This window comes from Rhizobium sp. ZW T2_16 (assembly GCF_044987325.1).
GTDB lineage: Bacteria > Pseudomonadota > Alphaproteobacteria > Rhizobiales > Rhizobiaceae > Neorhizobium > Neorhizobium cellulosilyticum.
The window spans coordinates 52,725-71,673 of sequence record NZ_JBJDRG010000014.1; the positions used below are offsets into that span (position 1 = coordinate 52,725).

At 58.4% G+C, this 18,949-nt stretch carries 20 protein-coding genes; 7 read left to right on the forward strand and 13 right to left on the reverse strand.

Features of this window, described 5'->3' with window-relative positions; translation table 11 throughout:
• Position 1 precedes the first annotated feature (1 nt).
• The 3 genes from ACI3K0_RS23440 to ccoN are packed head-to-tail and all read right to left on the reverse strand — an operon-like array spanning position 2 to position 2,533.
• Positions 2 to 154, reverse strand: coding sequence for a cbb3-type cytochrome c oxidase subunit 3 (locus ACI3K0_RS23440; protein WP_148146476.1), 153 nt, complete (start codon positions 152 to 154; stop codon positions 2 to 4).
• Between the two features lie 12 nt (positions 155 to 166).
• A complete protein-coding gene (gene ccoO / locus ACI3K0_RS23445) occupies positions 167 to 898 on the reverse strand; it encodes a cytochrome-c oxidase, cbb3-type subunit II (protein WP_183821796.1) in 732 nt (243 codons plus the stop codon).
• A gap of 12 nt (positions 899 to 910) precedes the next feature.
• Positions 911 to 2,533, reverse strand: a complete 1,623-nt coding sequence (ccoN, locus tag ACI3K0_RS23450; RefSeq protein WP_183686914.1) for a cytochrome-c oxidase, cbb3-type subunit I — start codon at positions 2,531 to 2,533, stop codon at positions 911 to 913.
• A gap of 207 nt (positions 2,534 to 2,740) precedes the next feature.
• Between ccoN and ACI3K0_RS23455 the strand changes: the two genes are divergently transcribed.
• Positions 2,741 to 3,247, forward strand: a complete 507-nt coding sequence (locus ACI3K0_RS23455) for a hemerythrin domain-containing protein (protein WP_246435748.1) — start codon at positions 2,741 to 2,743, stop codon at positions 3,245 to 3,247.
• Between the two features lie 7 nt (positions 3,248 to 3,254).
• Here the strand turns inward: ACI3K0_RS23455 and ACI3K0_RS23460 are convergent, their stop codons facing one another.
• The 8 genes from ACI3K0_RS23460 to hemN all read right to left on the reverse strand — a co-directional run bounded on the left by ACI3K0_RS23460 (position 3,255) and on the right by hemN (position 11,160).
• The gene (locus tag ACI3K0_RS23460) at positions 3,255 to 3,965 is read right to left on the reverse strand and encodes a PAS domain-containing protein (RefSeq protein WP_183821798.1); all 711 of its coding nucleotides are present in this window, start codon (positions 3,963 to 3,965) and stop codon (positions 3,255 to 3,257) included.
• 154 nt (positions 3,966 to 4,119) lie between these two features.
• Positions 4,120 to 5,055 (reverse strand): lipid A biosynthesis lauroyl acyltransferase, encoded by a 936-nt coding sequence (locus ACI3K0_RS23465; protein WP_404946352.1) that lies wholly within the window; start codon positions 5,053 to 5,055, stop codon positions 4,120 to 4,122.
• Positions 5,056 to 5,061: 6 nt separating this feature from the next.
• A complete protein-coding gene (locus tag ACI3K0_RS23470; RefSeq protein WP_148146471.1) occupies positions 5,062 to 6,090 on the reverse strand; it encodes a zinc-binding dehydrogenase in 1,029 nt (342 codons plus the stop codon).
• 163 nt (positions 6,091 to 6,253) lie between these two features.
• On the reverse strand, positions 6,254 to 7,540 hold the full coding sequence (locus tag ACI3K0_RS23475) for a beta-ketoacyl-ACP synthase (protein WP_183821802.1): 1,287 nt from the start codon (positions 7,538 to 7,540) through the stop codon (positions 6,254 to 6,256).
• A gap of 11 nt (positions 7,541 to 7,551) precedes the next feature.
• Positions 7,552 to 8,751, reverse strand: a complete 1,200-nt coding sequence (locus ACI3K0_RS23480; protein ID WP_183821805.1) for a beta-ketoacyl-ACP synthase — start codon at positions 8,749 to 8,751, stop codon at positions 7,552 to 7,554.
• A 137-nt stretch (positions 8,752 to 8,888) separates the two neighbouring features.
• On the reverse strand, positions 8,889 to 9,362 hold the full coding sequence (locus tag ACI3K0_RS23485) for a 3-hydroxyacyl-ACP dehydratase FabZ family protein (protein WP_148146468.1): 474 nt from the start codon (positions 9,360 to 9,362) through the stop codon (positions 8,889 to 8,891).
• 18 nt (positions 9,363 to 9,380) lie between these two features.
• Complete coding sequence (locus tag ACI3K0_RS23490; protein ID WP_092662234.1) at positions 9,381 to 9,665, reverse strand: acyl carrier protein; 285 nt, start codon at positions 9,663 to 9,665, stop codon at positions 9,381 to 9,383.
• 145 nt (positions 9,666 to 9,810) lie between these two features.
• Positions 9,811 to 11,160, reverse strand: a complete 1,350-nt coding sequence (gene hemN / locus ACI3K0_RS23495; RefSeq protein ID WP_404946353.1) for an oxygen-independent coproporphyrinogen III oxidase — start codon at positions 11,158 to 11,160, stop codon at positions 9,811 to 9,813.
• A 233-nt stretch (positions 11,161 to 11,393) separates the two neighbouring features.
• Here hemN and ACI3K0_RS23500 point away from each other — a divergent pair, with 233 nt between their 5' ends.
• Positions 11,394 to 12,119 carry a Crp/Fnr family transcriptional regulator gene (locus ACI3K0_RS23500; protein WP_148146466.1) on the forward strand — a complete coding sequence of 242 codons (726 nt, stop codon included), beginning with the start codon at positions 11,394 to 11,396 and terminating at the stop codon, positions 12,117 to 12,119.
• 19 nt (positions 12,120 to 12,138) lie between these two features.
• On the opposite strand, the gene ACI3K0_RS23505 is transcribed toward ACI3K0_RS23500, so the two are convergent.
• Positions 12,139 to 13,104 carry a nucleoside hydrolase gene (locus tag ACI3K0_RS23505; protein WP_183821809.1) on the reverse strand — a complete coding sequence of 322 codons (966 nt, stop codon included), beginning with the start codon at positions 13,102 to 13,104 and terminating at the stop codon, positions 12,139 to 12,141.
• Between the two features lie 129 nt (positions 13,105 to 13,233).
• On the opposite strand from ACI3K0_RS23505, the gene ACI3K0_RS23510 reads away from it, so the two are divergent.
• Entirely contained in the window at positions 13,234 to 14,070 is an 837-nt protein-coding gene (locus ACI3K0_RS23510; RefSeq protein ID WP_183821811.1) for a TSUP family transporter, read from the forward strand.
• An 8-nt stretch (positions 14,071 to 14,078) separates the two neighbouring features.
• Here the strand turns inward: ACI3K0_RS23510 and cobU are convergent, their stop codons facing one another.
• Positions 14,079 to 14,600 (reverse strand): bifunctional adenosylcobinamide kinase/adenosylcobinamide-phosphate guanylyltransferase, encoded by a 522-nt coding sequence (gene cobU, locus ACI3K0_RS23515; protein ID WP_183821813.1) that lies wholly within the window; start codon positions 14,598 to 14,600, stop codon positions 14,079 to 14,081.
• A 302-nt stretch (positions 14,601 to 14,902) separates the two neighbouring features.
• Between cobU and ACI3K0_RS23520 the strand changes: the two genes are divergently transcribed.
• The 4 genes from ACI3K0_RS23520 to ACI3K0_RS23535 all read left to right on the forward strand — a co-directional run bounded on the left by ACI3K0_RS23520 (position 14,903) and on the right by ACI3K0_RS23535 (position 18,917).
• On the forward strand, positions 14,903 to 15,046 hold the full coding sequence (locus ACI3K0_RS23520) for a hypothetical protein (RefSeq protein WP_183821815.1): 144 nt from the start codon (positions 14,903 to 14,905) through the stop codon (positions 15,044 to 15,046).
• A gap of 735 nt (positions 15,047 to 15,781) precedes the next feature.
• Positions 15,782 to 16,777, forward strand: a complete 996-nt coding sequence (locus tag ACI3K0_RS23525) for an ABC transporter substrate-binding protein (RefSeq protein ID WP_183821817.1) — start codon at positions 15,782 to 15,784, stop codon at positions 16,775 to 16,777.
• Positions 16,778 to 16,963: 186 nt separating this feature from the next.
• Complete coding sequence (locus ACI3K0_RS23530; protein ID WP_148146461.1) at positions 16,964 to 17,872, forward strand: proline/glycine betaine ABC transporter permease; 909 nt, start codon at positions 16,964 to 16,966, stop codon at positions 17,870 to 17,872.
• The gene (locus ACI3K0_RS23535; protein WP_183821821.1) at positions 17,865 to 18,917 is read left to right on the forward strand and encodes a glycine betaine/L-proline ABC transporter ATP-binding protein; all 1,053 of its coding nucleotides are present in this window, start codon (positions 17,865 to 17,867) and stop codon (positions 18,915 to 18,917) included. The genes ACI3K0_RS23530 and ACI3K0_RS23535 overlap by 8 nt, the downstream gene beginning before the upstream one ends.
• Positions 18,918 to 18,949 lie beyond the last annotated feature (32 nt).

The window sequence follows — 18,949 nt, forward strand, 5'->3', positions numbered from 1 at the left end:
TTTAGTCCTCCTTCAGAGGGATCTGGGCGGCATCGTCTGCATGAGACTTCGAGCCCGGGCGCAAAGTGAACAGGATGACGCCGGCGAAGAACAGGGTCATGGCGAGCAGCCCCCAACTGTCGGCGAATTGGCGGAGTGCGGTATAGGTTTCCATATCGCGCCCTCCTCAGCGGTAACCGGTTGTGTCGTCATAGGTCGAGAAATCGACCAGCGTGCCGAGCATCTGCAGATAGGCGACCAGCGCATCCATTTCGGTCAATTTGGTCGGATCGCCGTCAAAATCGCCGACCTTTGCCTTCGGATACCGTGCCAGCAAAGCGCTGGTATCGGCATTCGGATCGGCCTGCGCCTTCAGATCGGCATTCGCCTCTGAAATCATCTCGTCGGTATAAGGAACGCCGACGATGCGGTTTGCCTTCAGATCCATGGAGACATCGGTTACTTCGAGCGTATTTTCCTTGAGGAAGGAATAGCTCGGCATCACCGATTCCGGCACGACGTCGCGCGGTTCGATGAGATGCTGTACGTGCCACTCGTTCGAGTAACGATCGCCGACGCGTGCCAGATCCGGTCCGGTTCGCTTCGAGCCCCACTGGAACGGATGGTCGTACATCGATTCCGCCGCAAGGCTGTAATGACCGTACCGCTCCACCTCGTCGCGGAACGGGCGGATCATCTGGCTATGACAGACGTAGCAGCCCTCGCGGATGTAGATGTTGCGGCCGGCGAGCTCCAGCGGCGTATAGGGCCGCATCCCGTCGACTTTCTCGATGGTGTTTTCGAGATAGAAGAGCGGTGCGATTTCCACGATACCGCCGATTGAGACGACAAGTAGTGAGCCGACGAGAAGGAGCGTGGCATTTCGCTCGATGAATTTGTGTTTATCGAGAAGAGACATGCTGTCAGCTCCTTATTCGGCCGGCTGCAGACCGGCGGGGGCGACACCGGGGGTGCGTTCCTGCCGTTCGTGACCGAGAATTGTCATTGTGACGTTGAATGCCATGAGCAGTGCGCCGGCGAGGAACATGAGGCCACCGAGGGCGCGCAGCAGGTAATAGGGGAACATGGCCGCGACAGTTTCCGCGAAGGAATAGACGAGGAAGCCCTGGTCATCATACTCGCGCCACATCAGGCCCTGCTGGATACCGGCAACCCACATGACGGCGGCATAGAGAACGATGCCGAGCGTTGCGAGCCAGAAGTGCCAGTTGACCAGCTGCAGGCTGTAGAGCCGCTTGCGGTTCCATAGTTTTGGCACGAGGAAATAGACCGCGCCGAAGGTGATCATGCCGTTCCAGCCGAGTGCGCCGGAGTGGACGTGACCAATGGTCCAGTCGGTATAGTGGCTGAGCGAGTTAACGGCCTTGACCGACATCATCGGGCCTTCGAAGGTCGCCATGCCGTAAAAGGCGACGGCCATGACCATCATGCGGACGATCGGGTCAGTACGAATACGGTCCCAAGCGCCGGAAAGCGTCATCAGACCGTTAATCATGCCACCCCAGGACGGCATCCACAACATGATGGAGAAGACCATGCCGAGCGTCTGCGCCCAGTCGGGCAACGCTGTGTAATGCAGGTGGTGCGGGCCTGCCCAGATATACATGAAGATCAGGGCCCAGAAGTGGATGATCGACAGGCGGTAGGAATAGACCGGACGGTTCACCTGCTTCGGGATAAAGTAGTACATCATGCCGAGGAAGCCGGCCGTCAGGAAGAAGCCGACCGCGTTATGGCCGTACCACCACTGGGTCAGGGCATCCTGCACGCCGGAGAAGGCCGAATAGCTCTTGATGCCCAGGAAAGAGACCGGCATCGCCAGATTGTTGACGATGTGCAGCATGGCAATCGTGACGATAAAGGCCAGATAGAACCAGTTCGCCACATAGATATGCGGCTCCTTGCGCATGAAGATCGTGCCGAGGAAGACGACGAGATAGGCGACCCAGACGATGGTCAGCCAGATATCGACATACCATTCCGGCTCCGCATATTCCTTGCCCTGGGTGATACCGAGCAGATAGCCGGTTGCCGCCATGACGATGAAAAGCTGGTAGCCCCAGAACACGAACCATCCGAGATTGCCGCCAAACAGGCGGGCCCGACAGGTGCGCTGGACAACGTAGAATGATGTGGCGATCAGAGCGTTGCCGCCGAAGGCAAAGATGACGGCTGAAGTATGCAGCGGGCGCGTGCGACCGAAATTGAGCCATGGCTCAATGTTCAGATCAGGAAAAGCCAGTTGCAGGGCAACGACAACGCCGACCAGGAAGCCGACGACACCCCAGAAAACAGTGGCGATCGTGCCGTATTTGATGACTTCGTCGAAATATTCCGACTTTGCCGGGACGGCTCGTGGTGCACCTGCGGGTGCGAAAGAGACGCGGCGCAGCATGACGATGCTGCTGATGCCGAGTGTCAGGAACAGCACCCACATATGGGCGGCAAACAGACTGTCATGCGCGTAAGCCGCGCCAAGCAGCGCCAGGAATGTCCCGATTACCAGCGCTGCAGTTTCCAAAGGGTAGTTCATTGTTGGTATCCCCCAACGGCGTGATTGGCCGTCGCGAGGGTGGCTAAACAACGATTCCGAACGAATCCCCCCTGCCACTTTCCGTCGCGACCACCGCGACAGATGGCAGCAGGCCACGTCAAATGCCTTGATTTGAATCAACGCAAGTAAGCCGGGCATGATGGAACTTTGCGCGATCAACGGTCATGCAGCTTCCGGAGGTCAGACTTGAGACACGATATCGATCTGACGAATGCAGTTCTGTCTGCTCAGCCCGTCCGACAATACGATCAGGACGTCATCATGTCGTGGATCCGGCAGGCGCATGGGGAACAACTCGCGCTTTGCGTCGAACTTGAAGAAATCGCCGACTCGCTGCCGGCGAGCATCAACAAACAGAAGTGCATCTATGCCGCCAAGGCACTCTGTCCGCTGATCCGCAGCATCCACCATTACGAAGAGAGCGTTCTGTTTCCGCATATCGCACGACAGCACGCCCATTCCGGACCGATGCTGGCAACGCTTTCACGGCTCAAATTCGAACATCTCGAGGATGAAGGCTATGCGGAGGAACTGACGGAAGCGCTCTTGCGCCTCGGCTCAGGAGAACCTGTCAATGACGAAGCGGTGGGATATATGTTGCGCGGCTTCTTTGAGGGCGTAAGGCGGCATATCGCCTTCGAAAAGGCCTATCTGCTACACGACTACCTGCCGTTCAGCCCGATATCTGAGTAACGACCGGTCAGTCGGCACGTCGCCGCCGGCGATCTTCCTTCTCCTGCATCACCACCAACGCTCCGATCAATGTTCCCGATCTGCTTATCGGCGACATGCGGCAATGAATGACGACTGTGCGGCCCTCAAGCTTGTCAGCATAGGTCAAGGTCAGGCTCTCGCCTGCAAAACAACGATCAAGGCTGGGCTGCAGATCATGACGGAAATGATGCAGTCCGACAAATTCGGCGAAATGGCGGCCAATGAGAGTATCGCGCGGCACATCCATTCGCTGCGCATTGGTTTCGTTACTATAAAAGATGCGATAACCGGGCGCGACAACCATGACCCGTTCCGGCAGGCTATTCAGCAGCGCATCATCGAGATAACCGTCGGCGATGGCCTGCGGGATATCGACGGGCAGGGCCGGATCTTCGGTGGTTTTCGTTTTGGAAGGCAGCGACTGGTCGGTTATCAGATAACGCTCGACCAGCATCTGCAGCAGGTGGCCATTGCGCCTGACGCAGCCACCATCATCGGCTTCCTCATTCAACAGATCGAGTGCGAATCGGAACTGCACGCCAATCGCCGACTGATCGCGCCCCTGGCTTCCAAGTATAGCCTTGACGAGCGGATCAATTTCCCGGTCGATCCGAGAAACCGCATCGTCGTCTTCCTGCTCGACCGCCTGGCGAAGATCAGAATATTTCGCCCAGAACAGATCAATCAATGCCTTCAAAATCGACCCCTCTCAAAACAACGCGAGAAGTGGCGCCTTCTACTGATGCGAGCCTACCCTGCATAAGATATGATTATAATTAATCATTTCGTCTAGTGCGGCCCCAAATAATGCCCCACAAAATACCATAGGATCACAAGTTATCGAAGGCCGATCAACGCTCGACTGTTCCTTTGATGTTCCAGCGATCATGATACCACAGCCATTGTTCGGGATATTCGCGAACCCAGCTCTCAACCTTGTCGTTCAACACCTGAGCCGTACCCTGAACATCAAGGTTGCCCTTTTCATCGCGCGGCAGATCGATTCTCGGTTCGATTTCCAGGCAGAAGCGATTGTCGGGAAGGCGGATGCAGCGGGCCGGGTAGACCTCCGCATCGAACTGACGGACCAGTTTGGCCAGAAGCGGATTGGTTTTGACCGGCTGCCCGAAGAAAGAGGTCGACAGGCCCTTCTTGAATTTCTGGTCGACCAGAACCCCCACTCCGCCGCCGGCCTCGAGGCGGCGGGCAAGCGCGAAGGACGATCCCGCATGCGAGGGGACGAGACTTCCCATCCGGGCCGCACGGAAGGAAAAGACCTTGTCGGCAATGTAAGGGTTGTTCGGCGGACGGAACAGCACCATGACCTCAAGACCGAATGCCTTTCCAGCAACAGGCAGCAGTTCGAAATTGCCGGTATGCGCGGTAAAGACGATAAAAGGCCGCGGATTATCGCGTAGATCGAGGAAAATCGGTATGCCCGAAACTTCTACCCTGCCCGCTTCCGTCTTTTCCGGATCGAAATCGAAAAGCCGGTCGAGGAACACATATTCGGCAGCCATGCGCCCCATATGTCCCCAGCTGGCGACCGCGATCTCTTGGAGATCATTCTCCGACTTTTCCGGGAAGGCGTTGCGCAGATTGGTCATCATCAGCTTGTGACGCCACAGCTTCGGACCAACGAAACGCGCAATGCGATCGGCAAAACGTATGGCGGGATCCGCCGGCAATACCTTCAACAGGTTGAGCAAGCCAAAGGTCGCCTGCGCCACCAGCCACTGCCGGAAATGCATGAGCGCCAGAACGATGCGGGTGATGACCATCTTCATGGCCGATCAATCCATGCGCAGGACGATCTTGCCGAAGATCTGGCGACCTTCCATCCGCTCGAGCGCGCGGTCGATCTCGTCGAAGGTGACTTCGGTATCGATAACCGGATGAACGATGCCCTGCGCCATCTTCTGCATAGCGTCGGCCATGTTTTCCATGCGGCAGCCGAAGGAGCCGAGGAGCTTGAGCTGCTGTTGGAAGAGCATCATCAGGTTGACGTCGGTCGAGACGCCAGAAGTCGAGCCGCAGGTGACCAATCGGCCGCCGCGCTTCAGGCAGAACATCGAGGCGGCGAATGTATCCTTGCCGACATGTTCGAAGACGACATCAACGCCCTTCTTCTTCGTCAGCTTGCGCACGACGCCTTCGAAGCGGTCCGTGCGGTAGTTGATGACGTGATCGGCACCAAGCGCCTTGGCCTTCTCGATCTTATCGTCGGAACCGACCGTGGTGATCACGGTGCAGCCGATCTTCTTGGCGAGCTGGATGGCCGCCGAGCCGATGCCTGAGCCGCCGGCATGAACGAGAATGGTTTCGCCCGGCTGCAGTTTTGCATTGTCGAACAGCATGTGCTCGACCGTGCCAAAGGTGACCGGAGCAAGAGCGGCTGCAACCGCATCGACGCCCGGAGGAGCCGGCACCAGCTGGCGGGCCGGAATGTTCGCCTTTTCCTGGGCAAAACCGTCGAGGTGGAAGCCGTGGACGCCCGAGACGTGCTCGCAGAGATTGTCTCGTTTTTCGCGACAGGGCTTGCAGAGACCGCAGGTGCGGGCGCCGTAGATCGACACAAGCTGGCCGGGAAGGACGTTGGAAACGCCCGGGCCGATGGCTTCTACGACGCCGGAGGCTTCGGCGCCGATCGTCAGCGGCATCTTGCGCTTGGCGAATGCCATGCCGCGCCAGCCCCATACGTCGATGTGGTTGAGAGCAACAGCCTTGACGCGCAGCGTCACTTCACCGGGACCCGGGGCATCCGGCTCGGGAATATCGACGGCTTCAAGTTTGCGGTCATCGATCAGTTGCAGCGCGCGCATGTACTTCTTTTCCTTCCGGATGCATGAGGCGGGCGCCGACGTTCAAAAATGCGTCATGCCCGGGCATATCCCGAGCATCTGCCAACACTCAATTTCACGTATCAACGTCAATAGATCCTCGGGACAAGCCCGAGGATGACGTCCTTTTTCTGTGGCGCAGGCCTTAGACCGGTTCCAGCGTCATGACAAGGCTGGCGTTCTGGCCGCCAAAGCCGAAGGAGTTGGACAGAACCGCCTTGGGCGAGCCGTCGCGCTTCACATTCGGCACCACATCGAGCTCGATCGTCGGATCGGGATTGGTGTAGTTGATGGTCGGCGGCAGCGTGCCGGTCAGCATGGTCTGGATCGAGAATACGGCCTCCACGGCACCTGCCGCAGTCAGCGTATGGCCGATCATCGACTTGTTCGACGAAGCCGGGATGTTCTTCATGCGGTCACCGAAGACGGCGAGCATGGAGCCATATTCCATCTTGTCGTTTTCGGGCGTCGAGGTGCCATGGGCGTTGATATAACCAATACCGCTTTCATCCATACCCGCGTCTTCGAGTGCGGCGCGAATGGTGGCGATAGCCGGGCCGCCATCCGGCGAGGACCGGGTACGGTGGAAATGATCGGCCTTTTCGCCAAGACCCTTGATGATGCCGAGCACGGTTGCGCCACGCGCAAGCGCGGATTCGACCGATTCAAGTACCAGTGTCGCAGCACCTTCGGCGATGACGAAACCGTCGCGATCCTTGCTGAACGGTTTTGATGCCTTTTCCGGCGGGTCGTTTTGCGTCGACAGGGCCGAAAGCAACGAGAAGCGCACCAGCGCCTCGACGCTGACGGAGCCGTCAGTGGCGGCAACAAGCGCCCGGTCGGTGCGACCCTGGCGGATTGCCTCGACACCAAGCTGGATTGCCGTTGCGCCAGATGCACAGGCGGTCGACAGCGTTACCGGCAGACCGCGCGTGCCGAACATGTCGGCAAGGCGCTCGGAAATCGAGCCGAACTGAACGGCTTCGAGGAAGACCGGATCTGGACGTTCGCGCATGGCAGTCAAGAAGCGATCATAGGCATCGCCCTCGGTCTTCGACGGCGGCGAACGATCGGCAAGCGCAAAACGGTCATGCCATTCGGGCTCGACGGGCGGCGCGGCGAGGAAGAGCGGGCCTTCGAAATCACCCGAAAGACCAGCCTGCGCCAGCGCTTCCTTGGTCGTTTCGCGGGCGAAAGCGAAAGAACGTTCGACGGAATTGTTGGCAGGAACGGCGATAAAATCCACCGTGCCGCTGATGCGGGTCGACAGACCATCGGTCGGGAACCGTGTGATCTTGTGGATGCCCGAAGTACCGGAGGTCAGCGCCGACCAGTTATCAGCAAGCCCCTGACCGAGCGAGGTGATGACGCCCATGCCGGTAACGGCTACGAGCGGGCGGCCAAGGTGGTCGGTGAAGCGGTTGTCACTCATCGTCTACTCCTTCACGCGTTCGCCGAGAGGACGGCAACACCCTCACCGCGCGTGTAACCCACCGTTGTCACCACGGCGTGATTTGCCGGCTTGGACATCGGCTTTTCGTGGTCCGTATCAAAGACCGGGACGAGGCTCTTGCCGTCGAGCGAGAGGGCCGCAAGGACCAGGCCGAGCGGGAACTGGGCTTCCAGCGCGTGACCGGTGACACCACCGAAACCACGGATCGCAGCGCCGTCGAATTCCTTTTCCAGCACGATCTTTTCGCGGGCTGCCAGATCCACAAGGCCGCTTGCGCCGGAAAACACCACCGTGTCGTCGCGCTTGAGGCCGGAGGCGGAGGCTGCGAGACGCGACAGGCGTGTTTCCAGCTTGCCTTCGTCGCGGTTGCCGCGATCACCTTCGACCGCATCGATGACGGCATAGATATGGGCGCCGCGGCTTTCGGCACGGGCGCGGGATTCCAGCACCAGGAATGCGCCGACCGAACCGGTGATCATTCCGCCGCCATTGTCGCCCGAACGGGACCACAGAGGCTGCCATTCGCCTGTCGCATGGGCACGGATGCCTTCAACGAGAAGCAGGATATCGGCGCGCTCGGCGATGAAGGCGCCGCCGACGAGGCTGTGGCTCGACTGGCCTGCCTTGATACGATGAAACGCCGTCTCGACAGCCGAAATGCCGGCAGCCTCTTCACCCATGAAGGTGCGCGAGGAACCGGTGACCTTGTGGACGATCGAAATATTGCCGGCCATCAGATTGGAGAGCTGCGCGAGGAAGAGCGTCGGCCGCAGTTCCGTCGTCAACTTCTCGTTCAGCAGAATGTCGCGGTCGTTGCGCTTCAAGGCTTCATCGACGATCAGCGAATCGACCTTGATGTCGCGCTCACCGCCACCGGCGGCGACAATCATGTCCATCGAGGCGCATGCTTCGGCATCTTCTTTGAGACCGGCGTCATCAAGCGCCAGACCGGCGGCAAAGACGCCGAGGCGCTGCCAGTTTTCCATCTGGCGCTGGTCGCGTTTGACGATCTGGGCGGACCAGTCGATTTCCGGAAGCGGATGGACCGGATAAGGCGCGAAACGCTCGGTTTCCACGGTCGGCTTGCCGGTGGTGGCCGCAGACAGGAGCGCGACATGCGCATCCTTGCCGACGCCCTGGCCGGTGACAATGCCAATACCGGTGATCACAACATCATTGTCAGACTTCATCTCTGTCCTCTTTCGCGGACTTGCAGCTTTTGCCGCGCCTTCAAAGCAAACCGCGACCCATCAGGATCGCGGTTCAAGCTTCTGTTTCATTCCATGCCGTGGCCACAAGGCCGCCGCGCGTTTCCGCGCAACAGTCTTCACCTGCCGGCATTCATCGCAGCGACCAGACCGACTTCCTCTGCACGCTTGCGCACGATCGGCGCCAGCGGGATTTCGGAAAAGGGCATGGTGCGCAGCTTCAGCTGAGCGTCGCAGACCTTTTTGCCGCCGGACGAAATCTTCGCCTTGGTGACAGCATAGCCAGAACCTTCGTGTTCGAGATACGCTTCGATATCGAGCACGGCTTCGGGCTCGACGAAAGCGCGCATCTTGGCGCCGTCAACGGACATCAGGAACGGCATGGCGGCAAAATCGGTGGCGGCAAGCACGAGCATGCCCGACGCCTGCGCCATGGTTTCGATGAGAAGGACGCCCGGCACGAGAGGCATGCCGGGGAAGTGACCTTCGAACACGGGGCTTTTCGCCGGCACGGTAGACCGCGCCGTCAGCGTCTTTCCTTCGAGATCGAGCGTTTCCACCCGATCGATCATCTGGAAATATTCAAGCAGCATCTGGTTTACGGCAGGACCTTAGCCCTTGGCCGCCTTCAGCTCGTCGATCTTGGCGCAGAGGTTTTTCAGAACGAAATACTCTTCGGTCGAAACCTTGCCTTCATTGACTTCCTGGGTCCACTGCTCGAGCGGAATCTTGATGCCGAATTCCTTGTCGATCGCAAACACGATATCGAGGAAGTCAAGGCTATCAATGCCGAGATCGTCGATCGTGTGGCTTTCCGGGGTGATGGTTTCCCGGTCGATTTCGCTGGTTTCAGCAATGATGTCGGCAACTTTGTCGAATGTAGCAGTCACGCCCATGTCCTTTGAGAATAGGTAATTCGTAGCTCCACATAGGGAAAATGGTTCCAAATGCCAATGGCTTCGTTTTTTCGGACGCAAAATTTGCACCGAAACTGTTGCCTAAACAGCAATCGTTGACACCGCAATCATGAAGGCTTGCGACTTATACCGCAATAGAGTGCCTGCCACGCCCGCTCTCAAGATAACGATCGAAGACCGCGGCGATCGTCCGGGTAAACGGCCGCCCCTCCGGCGTAATCGTGAAGGAGGCGTTGCCGACGCGACAGATGTCATCCGGATTGCTGCGGGCAAAAGCGCGGGCCTCGGAAATCAACGCATGAGCGCCGGCCGGAAAATTGGCGAGCAAGGGCATGAAATCGAAGCCGAAATCGCACATCAGCCGCTCGATGACATAGGCGCGCATACGATCATCTTCAGACAATTCCACGCCCCGGACTGCCGCCATCCCCTCGACTTCGACCATGCGCTGATACTCGCCGGTAGCCGGCATATTCTGCACATAGCCCTGCGGCAACTGACTGATGGAAGACGCGCCGAGACCTATCAACGCATCAGCGCTATCGGTCGTGTAGCCTTGAAAGTTGCGCCGCAGCCGGCCTGTCCTTGCCGCAACAGCCATCGAATCAGACGGCTTTGCGAAATGATCGATACCGATCTCCTGGTAACCCGCTTCAATAAGAAGCCGACTGGCAAAATTGCTCTGACGGAAGCGTTCGCCGATATCCGGCAATGCGGATTCGGGTATCATCGTCTGATGTTTCTTCATCCACGGAACGTGAGCATAGCCGAAAAGCGCCACGCGATCGGGCGAGAGGGACAAGATGTCGGAAAGCGTGCGCCCGACGCCTTCCAGCGTCTGATGCGGAAGCCCGTAGAGCACATCACAATTGACCGAACCGACGCCACGTGCACGGACGGCATCAACGACGGACTTGGTCTGTTCGAAGGTCTGGATGCGATTGATCGCCTTTTGGACGGTCGGATCGAAATCCTGAACGCCGAGGCTTGCGCGCGTCAAACCAATCGCCGCCAGCGCGTCATAACGGGCTTCGTCCAGATCGTTCGGATCCATTTCGACGCTGATTTCGGCATCGGCGGCGACATTGAATGATGCCCGCAGACAGGCCATCAGATCGGTCATGTCCTCAGGCTTCAGCATTGTCGGCGATCCGCCGCCGAAATGTATGGCCGTGACCTTTGCACCTTTCGGCACTTTTGCGCCGACAGCAGCGATCTCCAAGCGGAGTGGGGCGAGATAGGTTGTTATCGGATCATAGCGGAGCGTCTGCTTGGTATGGCAGGCGCAGAACCAACAGAGCCGATCGCAATAGGGGATGTGAAGATAGAGCGACAGATTGTTGCCGGTATCCAGTTTGGACAGCCACTGCGAATAGATGTCGCAATTTACACCAGTGTGAAAATGCGGCGCAGTCGGATAGCTAGTGTATCGCGGCACAGAGCCTGAATATTTTGCAAGCAATCTTTCGCTCATCGCACACCTCTTCTCATGTGCCTCAAGAGCTACCTGCGGAATATTTTAGCGACTTTGACTTGGATCAAGCATGAGAAGGGCAACTGAACCAAGTTCGGACCATCGATCGCCGCCTGCAGCGCCGCGCCTTTCGTCAGGTGAATGAGGAGTGCTGTAGCTTTTGAGCAGTGTATCAGGTTTACGAAAATCAATTCCGATTTTCGGGCCAGGTGTGCCGGCGTGGGGGAATGGGAATGGATGCGCAGCTAAAGATTCTGGACATTCACGAGGTGCCGCTGGTGTGTCGCGCCTGCGACGCCCGTCATAGCGGTATCTGTTCGACGCTCACCCCGCTTCAACTCACAGAGCTGAACAAGCATTCGCAACGCAGAGCGGTAGAAGCTGGTACGGAGCTTATCGGCCAGGGCCAGCAGGTTCATTCCTATTCGAATATACTCAGGGGCGTCATAAAGCTTTCGAAGATCATGGCGGACGGACGCCAGCAGATCGTCGGGCTGCAATTTGCGCCGGATTTCATGGGCCGGCCGTTTCTCGGCGAAAGCCTGATGGCAGCGGAAGCGGCAACAGATGCCGAACTTTGCGTGTTGCCGCGAAAAATTCTCGAACGAATGATTTCCGAATCATCGGAACTCGGCAGCCGTCTTCACAACCAGGCACTGACGGAACTGGACGAAGCGCGGGACTGGATGCTGACGCTGGGGCGCAAATCCGCCCGCGAGAAAGTCGCAAGCCTTCTGGTTCTGGTCGCAGCACATGCCGACCCCGACCGGCTTGGTGCCTGCGCCTTCGAACTGCCGCTGTCGCGCGCGGATATCGCAGACTTTCTCGGATTGACGATCGAAACGGTCAGCCGCCAGATGACCAAGTTGCGCAAGGACGGCCTCATTCACATAGAAAACAACCGGCAGGTTTATGTGCCGGATCTCGACAAGCTGGCCGTGACCGCGGGCGGCGACTGACCGCCCGCACACACCACGATTACGGCGTACGTCCTTCGACGAGTACAGCGCGGATTGCTTCGAGTATCGCATCCGGCTGAATGCCGGTGCAAACGAGCTGGCTCGGCACGCCGTCCCAGGCGCTGCCGACATATTTGCGGCCGTGATCCGGTGCCTGGATCGTCTTTCCATCCGCAAGGCCGCCACAAACGACACGAACCGGACCGGTGCGAACTTCAAAGAGATGCGGCTCGGTGAGATAAACGCAGGCGCAGCTGTCGTGCAACGCCATGCCGTCGAGACCGACGCGCTGGCGATAAAAATCGATGTAATATTGCGACAGGTCGGAAAGGAGCCTGAGCTCCGAAGGCCCGGCCTCGACCATTTTCGCCAGATAATCCGATGACATGGTTGTTTTCAGGGTCACGTCGAGACCGATAATCGTGACTTTCCAGGATGCGGTGAAGACGACATCCGCGGCTTCGGGATCGCCGTGGATATTGGCCTCGCCCGCCGGAGTGACATTGCCGTTAACGTCGAAAGCGCCGCCCATGATCACCACGTCCTTGACGAGGGCCGCGATTTCCGGATCGGCCTTCAGGGCGAGCGCCAGGTTGGTCATGCGACCGACGGCGACCAGCGTGACATTGCCGGGATCGGCTCTCACCGTATCGATGATGAACTGCGCCGCCGAACGCTCGTCAATCGGATGGTCGACGTCCAGCGGCACGCCAATATTGCCAAGCCCGTCCTCGCCATGAACGATCGGTGCGAAATGTGCGGCATCACGGCCATCGTCAAAGGCCCGCCCCGCCCCCTTGGCGATGGGCGCTTCGATCTTCCACTGCTGATGCAGGTACTGTGCGTTTCGGGTCGTGATCTCGATCGGAGCATTGCCGAACACTGTCGTGACACCGACGAGATCTATGCCCGGATGGCGGTGCAGGTAGAGGAGTGCCATGGCATCGTCCACGCCGGGATCGGTGTCGAATATCACTTTGAGCATGCGAGCTTATCCAGTCTTTCAATCGAATGCGAAGCCGCGCACCATAACGGCATTCGGATCAGGCGCAATCCCGAGGGCATAAGGCAGAACGCCATCAAGGCAGAGAGGGCTTGTCGGACCGGCCGTTCCATGGAAGAAGGCGGCACCTTCCTGAAATTGCCCTCCTCCGAGCCTGATCCCGTGCCCGATATCGCATTCGAACTTCTGTTCCTCCTGTTTCTTGCCGCCGTTTTCGCCGGCTTCGTCGATTCGATCGCTGGCGGCGGCGGGCTGATCACCATTCCCGTCCTGCTGATCGCCGGCATACCGCCGCTGGAGGCGATCGCGACCAACAAGCTGCAAGGCCAGTTCGGCGCGGCGTCGGCAACGATTGCCTATGCGCGCAAGGGACATATCAACCTGCGTAACCAGTTGCCCATGGCGCTGATGGCAGCCGCGGGCGGCGCTGTGGGGGCAGTGCTTGCTTCGGTTGTTCCGGCTTCGGCGCTGGCCGCCGCCATCCCTTTCCTGCTGATTGCAATCGCGCTGTTCTTCGCCTTCAAGCCCAGCCTGTCGGACACGGATGGGCGGCGGCGGGTGACACCGTTCGTTTTCGGCCTGACCGCCGTGCCGATCGTCGGGCTTTATGACGGCCTGTTCGGGCCGGGCGCGGGCTCTTTCTATATGCTCGGCTTCGTGCTTCTCGCAGGCTTCGGCATGCTCAAAGCGACGGCACACACCAAGCTCATCAATTTCGGCTCGAATTTCGGCTCGTTCCTGGTCTTCGTCGCGACAGGATCGATCCTGTGGAAAGTCGGCTTGCTGATGGGGGTCGGCCAGTTTATCGGCGCGCAGATCGGTTCGGGACTGGCGATGAAAAAGGGCGCGAAGATCATCAAGCCGCTGCTGGTGCTGTCATGTCTTGTGCTGGCGACAAAGCTTCTTGCGGACCCGAACCACCCTGCCCGGCTCTGGCTCGGCTGGTGAGAGGAAGATTACCCCTTCATACGAAGGGGTAGCCCAGCGGCCACGAAGAACACTTCGTCAACCGCGGCGGCAATCTGCTGGTGCAGGCGCCCGGCGTGGTCGCGGAATTCACGCGCCATCCTGTTCTCCGGCACGATCCCTAGACCGACTTCGTTCGAGACAAAAATGATCCGGGCGTCGAGGCTGGAGAGTTCTGCGGCGAGTTCGGCGCAGCGGATCGGGATATCTTCGCCCTCCATCATCAGATTGGTGACCCAGAGCGTCAGGCAATCGACAAGCACCACGCGTCCCGGCCTGTCGATTGCGCCAAGCGTATGGGAAAGTTCGACCGGCTCTTCGTGCGTCACCCAGGATGCCCCACGATCCTCCTGATGGCGGCCAATCCGTTCGCGCATCTCGTCGTCATAGGCTCGACCGGTTGCTATATAATGGCGCTCGAGGCCTGTCGCCTCAGCCAGGCGTTCGGAAAAGGCCGATTTCCCGGAGCGGGCGCCGCCGAGCACAAGAGCTGTTTTGCCGGATAGGATCATTGAGGAAGGTCGCATAGAGGCCAGACGAAACCGGACGATTCGTAGATGTCAGAGGCGTCCGGTCCGTGTTTGGGTTTGTCTGGATTCGTATTGCACGCAGATCGTCGGACATGCGGGGCTTGAAGTCAACAGGTCCCGCAAATCCGAACCGGATCGCCGCCTGCCTGCGCATTTGGACGCACTATTCATTTTGCGACATCGCGTGACGAATTACAGAGGGGCGTCGTGGGTTTGTGAGGCGTATTGGATCGACAAAACATAAGGCGTCGCGACGAGATCGCAGCCACTGAGGAAACACCCAAATGCTCTACGTGTTCAAAAACAGCAATGGCCTGCAGATCGCCTGGAATTCCGAACCCCCCAAGGCATTCCGTCAGACGCGCCCATCGGACATCTCACGCCGCATGTCGCTGTTCGGCTTCATCAGAACATCCAATTCCGGCTGAAGCCGGCACTGCCGATATTCCGGGCTTTCCGGCACATCACGCTGACAATCGGCAGACGATGGATCACAAAGCCGCCTTGATGCCACCTAGGAGAGCATCCTTGCTGCATCACAGCTCTGAAATATCTTAGATATGATGAACTAGCCTGAGGCCTATAAAGAGGCAGCCGGTACGCATTACCAAAATTCCGGCGCCACTGGCGGAGCTCTTGTCCGCGTCACGAAACTTAGCGACACTTCCTTACCGGATGGTTATTGAGGAGTGCGAGAAGCAAACAATATTCACCGGTCACACGTTTTTTCGGTGCACCGCACTTTTTTCTGAAATTTTTTCGCGCCGCTAATCGGCTACAAAAGGTCAAATCTCGGGCGTGACTTTATCGCCATTTATGATCGCGCCGAAGTTGCGCCGATACGGACAGCGCAGATAGGCGGCAATTGATCGTTTTTAGGCCTTCCAAGCAGCACAAATCACGTTCTTCCAAGGAGTTACGAGAAACTCTCGGATAAGCAACGCTGACAGCTGCTGTTGATTTATTTGATTTAAGCCGTACGCTGCCTGCGCTGACAGAAAAATGCGCCCTATCTGTGGCTGTTGACAGGTAGCAAAAAGACGCATGGGGACAGCGACCATTGAGAGGGTGCGGCCTCGTCGCTCCCAGGCGCTTTCATCACGGATTTCGGTAACACCGGCTCCACGTATCGATTGTCAACACCAAGACTGGGAGGTCTTACGATGAAAAAACTCCTCGCTTCCACCGTCTTCGCAGCCGGTCTTTATGGGTTTGCCGGGGCAGCCTATGCCGACTGCGGCTCAGTCTCTATTGCTGAAATGAACTGGGCTTCGGCCGGCGTTGCCGCGAATGTCGACAAGATCATCCTTGAAGAAGGTTATGGCTGCAGCGTTGAACTCGTTACCGGCGACACGATGCCAACCTTTACCTCGATGAACGAGAAGTCGCAGCCCGACATGGCACCCGAGTTCTGGGTCAATGCCGTGCGCACCCCACTTGATGCGGCGGTCAAGGAAGGCAGATTGATCGAGGCCGCCGAAATCCTTGCCGATGGTGCCGTCGAAGGCTGGTGGATCCCGAAATTCCTGGCTGACGCCCATCCGGATATCAAGACCGTCGAAGAGGCGCTCAAACATCCGGAACTCTTCCCTGCCCCGGAAGATCCGTCCAAGGGCGCAGTGACCAACTGCCCATCCGGCTGGAACTGCCAGGTTTCGACGGCCAATCTATATCGCGCCCTCGGCGCCAAGGATAAAGGTTTCGATCTGGTGGATACCGGGTCGGCTGCGGGCCTCGATGGCTCGATTGCCAGCGCTTTCGAGAAAAAGACCGGCTGGCTGGGCTATTACTGGGCACCGACCGCCATTCTCGGCAAGTATGAGATGGTGAAGCTATCCTTCGATGTGCCGCACGACAAGGCAAACTGGGACGCCTGCACCGCGGTTCCGGACTGCGCCGATCCGAAGGTCAATTCCTATCCGACATCGCAGGCCTTCACAGTCGTGACCAAGCAGTTCGCCGACAAGGCGGGTGTTGCGATGGATTATATCAAGGCCCGAAAGTGGACCAATGCGACGGTCAACGGCATTCTCGCCTGGCAGACTGACAACCAGGGCACCAATGCGGACGCAGCCAAGCATTTTCTGGAGACCCAGCCGGACGTATGGACCAAGTGGGTTTCACCGGAGATCGCCGAAAAGGTGAAGGCATCGCTTTGATGCGGACAAGGGAGGCGGCGGATTGCTGCCGCCTCTCCTCCGGATGACCTCACAGAAGCGCGCAGCATAAGATCCCTTATGGGCTGCGACACGCCAAGTCGTCCGCGATGATTGCCAGCCCGAGCATGAAGCGATGCCGGGAAGCCATGCTGGCAAGATGCAAACAGGCACAACAAGGGGAAGAGCATGGCAATCTGCGAGTTCCTGCCACGAGCCTTCTGTCGGTTCCCGGCCATCAGCGACAGTTATATTCGCCAGGCACGCCAAGTCATCGATGACGGTTTTAGAGGCCTCGTGCGGGAATACGGATATATAATCGATGCGCTGAAAGCTCCGCTTCAGTGGTTCCTAAACTATCTCGAGAGGCTGTTCACCACCTCGCCCTGGACGGTCGTTCTGATCGTCATGCTGGTGGTCGTCTATTTTGGCAGCCGAAGCATCCGCATAACCGTCGGCACTGCGATCGGGATGCTGCTCATCGGCCTTGTGGGACTGTGGGAAGACACGATGACGACGCTTGCCATCGTGACCGTGTCGACATTGATTGCCATCATCATCGGCCTGCCAATCGGTATCCTGATGGCGCGATCGGAACGCGTGCAGGGCGTGATAAATCCCATTCTGGACGTGATGCAGACGATGCCCAGCTTCGTCTATCTCATCCCGGTGGTGGTTATTTTCGGGATCGGCAAGGTACCGGGACTGATCGCGGTCGTCATTTATGCCGTGCCGCCAATGATCCGCCTCACCAATCTCGGGATCAGGCTTGTCGACAAGGAGGTATTAGAGGCAGCGGATGCTTTCGGGTCTTCTCGCGGCCAGAAACTCTGGAACGTGCAGATGCCGCTGGCGCTGCCGACAATCATGGCCGGCATCAACCAGACGATCATGATGTCGCTTGCCATGGTGGTCGTCGCCTCGATGGTCGGGGTCGGAGGGCTTGGCCGCAATACGCTGCAGGCGATCAACAATCAGTTTTTCACCTACGGCTTCCTCAACGGTTTTGCGCTTGTGGCGATCGCCATCATCTTCGATCGCACCAGCCAGGCCTTCGGCATGCGGCTTCAGCGTCATTCGGAGGTGGTGCATGGCTAGTCACGGCATAGAGATAAAAGGCCTCTACAAGATCTTCGGGGCAAATGCCCGACAGCATGTGGAGGCGGTGAGGAACGGCCTTTCCAAAGCGGAACTGAATGAACGCTACGGCCATGTTCTGGGGCTGAAGGACATCAACATTTCCATGCCGGCCGGTGGCATTACCGTTGTCATGGGACTTTCCGGCTCCGGAAAATCGACGTTGATCCGTCACATCAACCGGCTGATCGAACCGACCTATGGCGAAGTCGTTTATGACGGTGTCAATGTCTGCGGCATGAACGAGCGGGACCTGCGCGAATTCCGTCGTCACAAGACGGCGATGGTATTTCAGAAATTTGCGCTTTTGCCACATCGTACAGTGATCGAGAACACCGTTTACGGGCTCGATATCCAGGGCATTTCCCGCTCGGAAAGCCTGAAGAAAGGTCAATACTGGATCGAACGCGTGGGGTTGACCGGGTTCGAGAACCATTATCCGAACCAGCTGTCGGGCGGCATGCAGCAGCGCGTCGGCCTTGCCCGTGCACTGACCAACGATGCAGACATCCTGCTGATGGACGAAGCCTATTCGGCACTCGACCCCCTGATCCGCGTCGACATGCAGACCGTTCTTCTCGACCTGCAGGCGGAACTGAAGAAGACCGTGGTTTTCATTACTCACGATCTCGACGAGGCTTTGCGGCTTGGTGACAAGATCACCATCCTGCGCGATGGCCAGGTCGTGCAGCAGGGGACCGGCCAGGAAATCGTTTTGTCACCGGCCGATGACTACATCACCGCCTTCGTCAAGGAGGTGAACCGCGGCCGGGTGATCCAGGCGAAAACGGTGATGAAGCCGTTCGACGGACTGGCGGACGGGGTGCGCATAGAGGCGACCACCACGCTCGAAGCTGCCGCCAAGGCTATGACCGAGAGTGGCCAGACAAAGGCGACGATCATCGACGAAGCAGGAGCGCCCACCGGCACGCTCGACCTGCAGACGATGATGGCAGCCATGGTGACACCCGCCGGTTCCGACACCTCCAAGATGGCGGCTGAGTGAAGACGGAAACAGAAGCGCCGGCGTCGCAGCCG

What these genes read in the sequence shown, in the direction of transcription:
- ACI3K0_RS23440 (WP_148146476.1), bottom strand. Translation starts at nt 154, where the DNA reads ATGGAAACCTATACCGCACTCCGCCAATTCGCCGACAGTTGGGGGCTG.
- ccoO (WP_183821796.1), bottom strand. Translation starts at nt 898, where the DNA reads ATGTCTCTTCTCGATAAACACAAATTCATCGAGCGAAATGCCACGCTC.
- ccoN (WP_183686914.1), bottom strand. Translation starts at nt 2,533, where the DNA reads ATGAACTACCCTTTGGAAACTGCAGCGCTGGTAATCGGGACATTCCTG.
- ACI3K0_RS23465 (WP_404946352.1), bottom strand. Translation starts at nt 5,055, where the DNA reads ATGAAGATGGTCATCACCCGCATCGTTCTGGCGCTCATGCATTTCCGG.
- ACI3K0_RS23470 (WP_148146471.1), bottom strand. Translation starts at nt 6,090, where the DNA reads ATGCGCGCGCTGCAACTGATCGATGACCGCAAACTTGAAGCCGTCGAT.
- ACI3K0_RS23475 (WP_183821802.1), bottom strand. Translation starts at nt 7,540, where the DNA reads ATGAGTGACAACCGCTTCACCGACCACCTTGGCCGCCCGCTCGTAGCC.
- ACI3K0_RS23480 (WP_183821805.1), bottom strand. Translation starts at nt 8,751, where the DNA reads ATGAAGTCTGACAATGATGTTGTGATCACCGGTATTGGCATTGTCACC.
- ACI3K0_RS23485 (WP_148146468.1), bottom strand. Translation starts at nt 9,362, where the DNA reads ATGCTGCTTGAATATTTCCAGATGATCGATCGGGTGGAAACGCTCGAT.
- ACI3K0_RS23490 (WP_092662234.1), bottom strand. Translation starts at nt 9,665, where the DNA reads ATGGGCGTGACTGCTACATTCGACAAAGTTGCCGACATCATTGCTGAA.
- hemN (WP_404946353.1), bottom strand. Translation starts at nt 11,160, where the DNA reads ATGAGCGAAAGATTGCTTGCAAAATATTCAGGCTCTGTGCCGCGATAC.
- ACI3K0_RS23500 (WP_148146466.1), top strand. Translation starts at nt 11,394, where the DNA reads ATGGATGCGCAGCTAAAGATTCTGGACATTCACGAGGTGCCGCTGGTG.
- ACI3K0_RS23505 (WP_183821809.1), bottom strand. Translation starts at nt 13,104, where the DNA reads ATGCTCAAAGTGATATTCGACACCGATCCCGGCGTGGACGATGCCATG.
- ACI3K0_RS23510 (WP_183821811.1), top strand. Translation starts at nt 13,234, where the DNA reads ATGGAAGAAGGCGGCACCTTCCTGAAATTGCCCTCCTCCGAGCCTGAT.
- cobU (WP_183821813.1), bottom strand. Translation starts at nt 14,600, where the DNA reads ATGATCCTATCCGGCAAAACAGCTCTTGTGCTCGGCGGCGCCCGCTCC.
- ACI3K0_RS23520 (WP_183821815.1), top strand. Translation starts at nt 14,903, where the DNA reads ATGCTCTACGTGTTCAAAAACAGCAATGGCCTGCAGATCGCCTGGAAT.
- ACI3K0_RS23525 (WP_183821817.1), top strand. Translation starts at nt 15,782, where the DNA reads ATGAAAAAACTCCTCGCTTCCACCGTCTTCGCAGCCGGTCTTTATGGG.
- ACI3K0_RS23530 (WP_148146461.1), top strand. Translation starts at nt 16,964, where the DNA reads ATGGCAATCTGCGAGTTCCTGCCACGAGCCTTCTGTCGGTTCCCGGCC.
- ACI3K0_RS23535 (WP_183821821.1), top strand. Translation starts at nt 17,865, where the DNA reads ATGGCTAGTCACGGCATAGAGATAAAAGGCCTCTACAAGATCTTCGGG.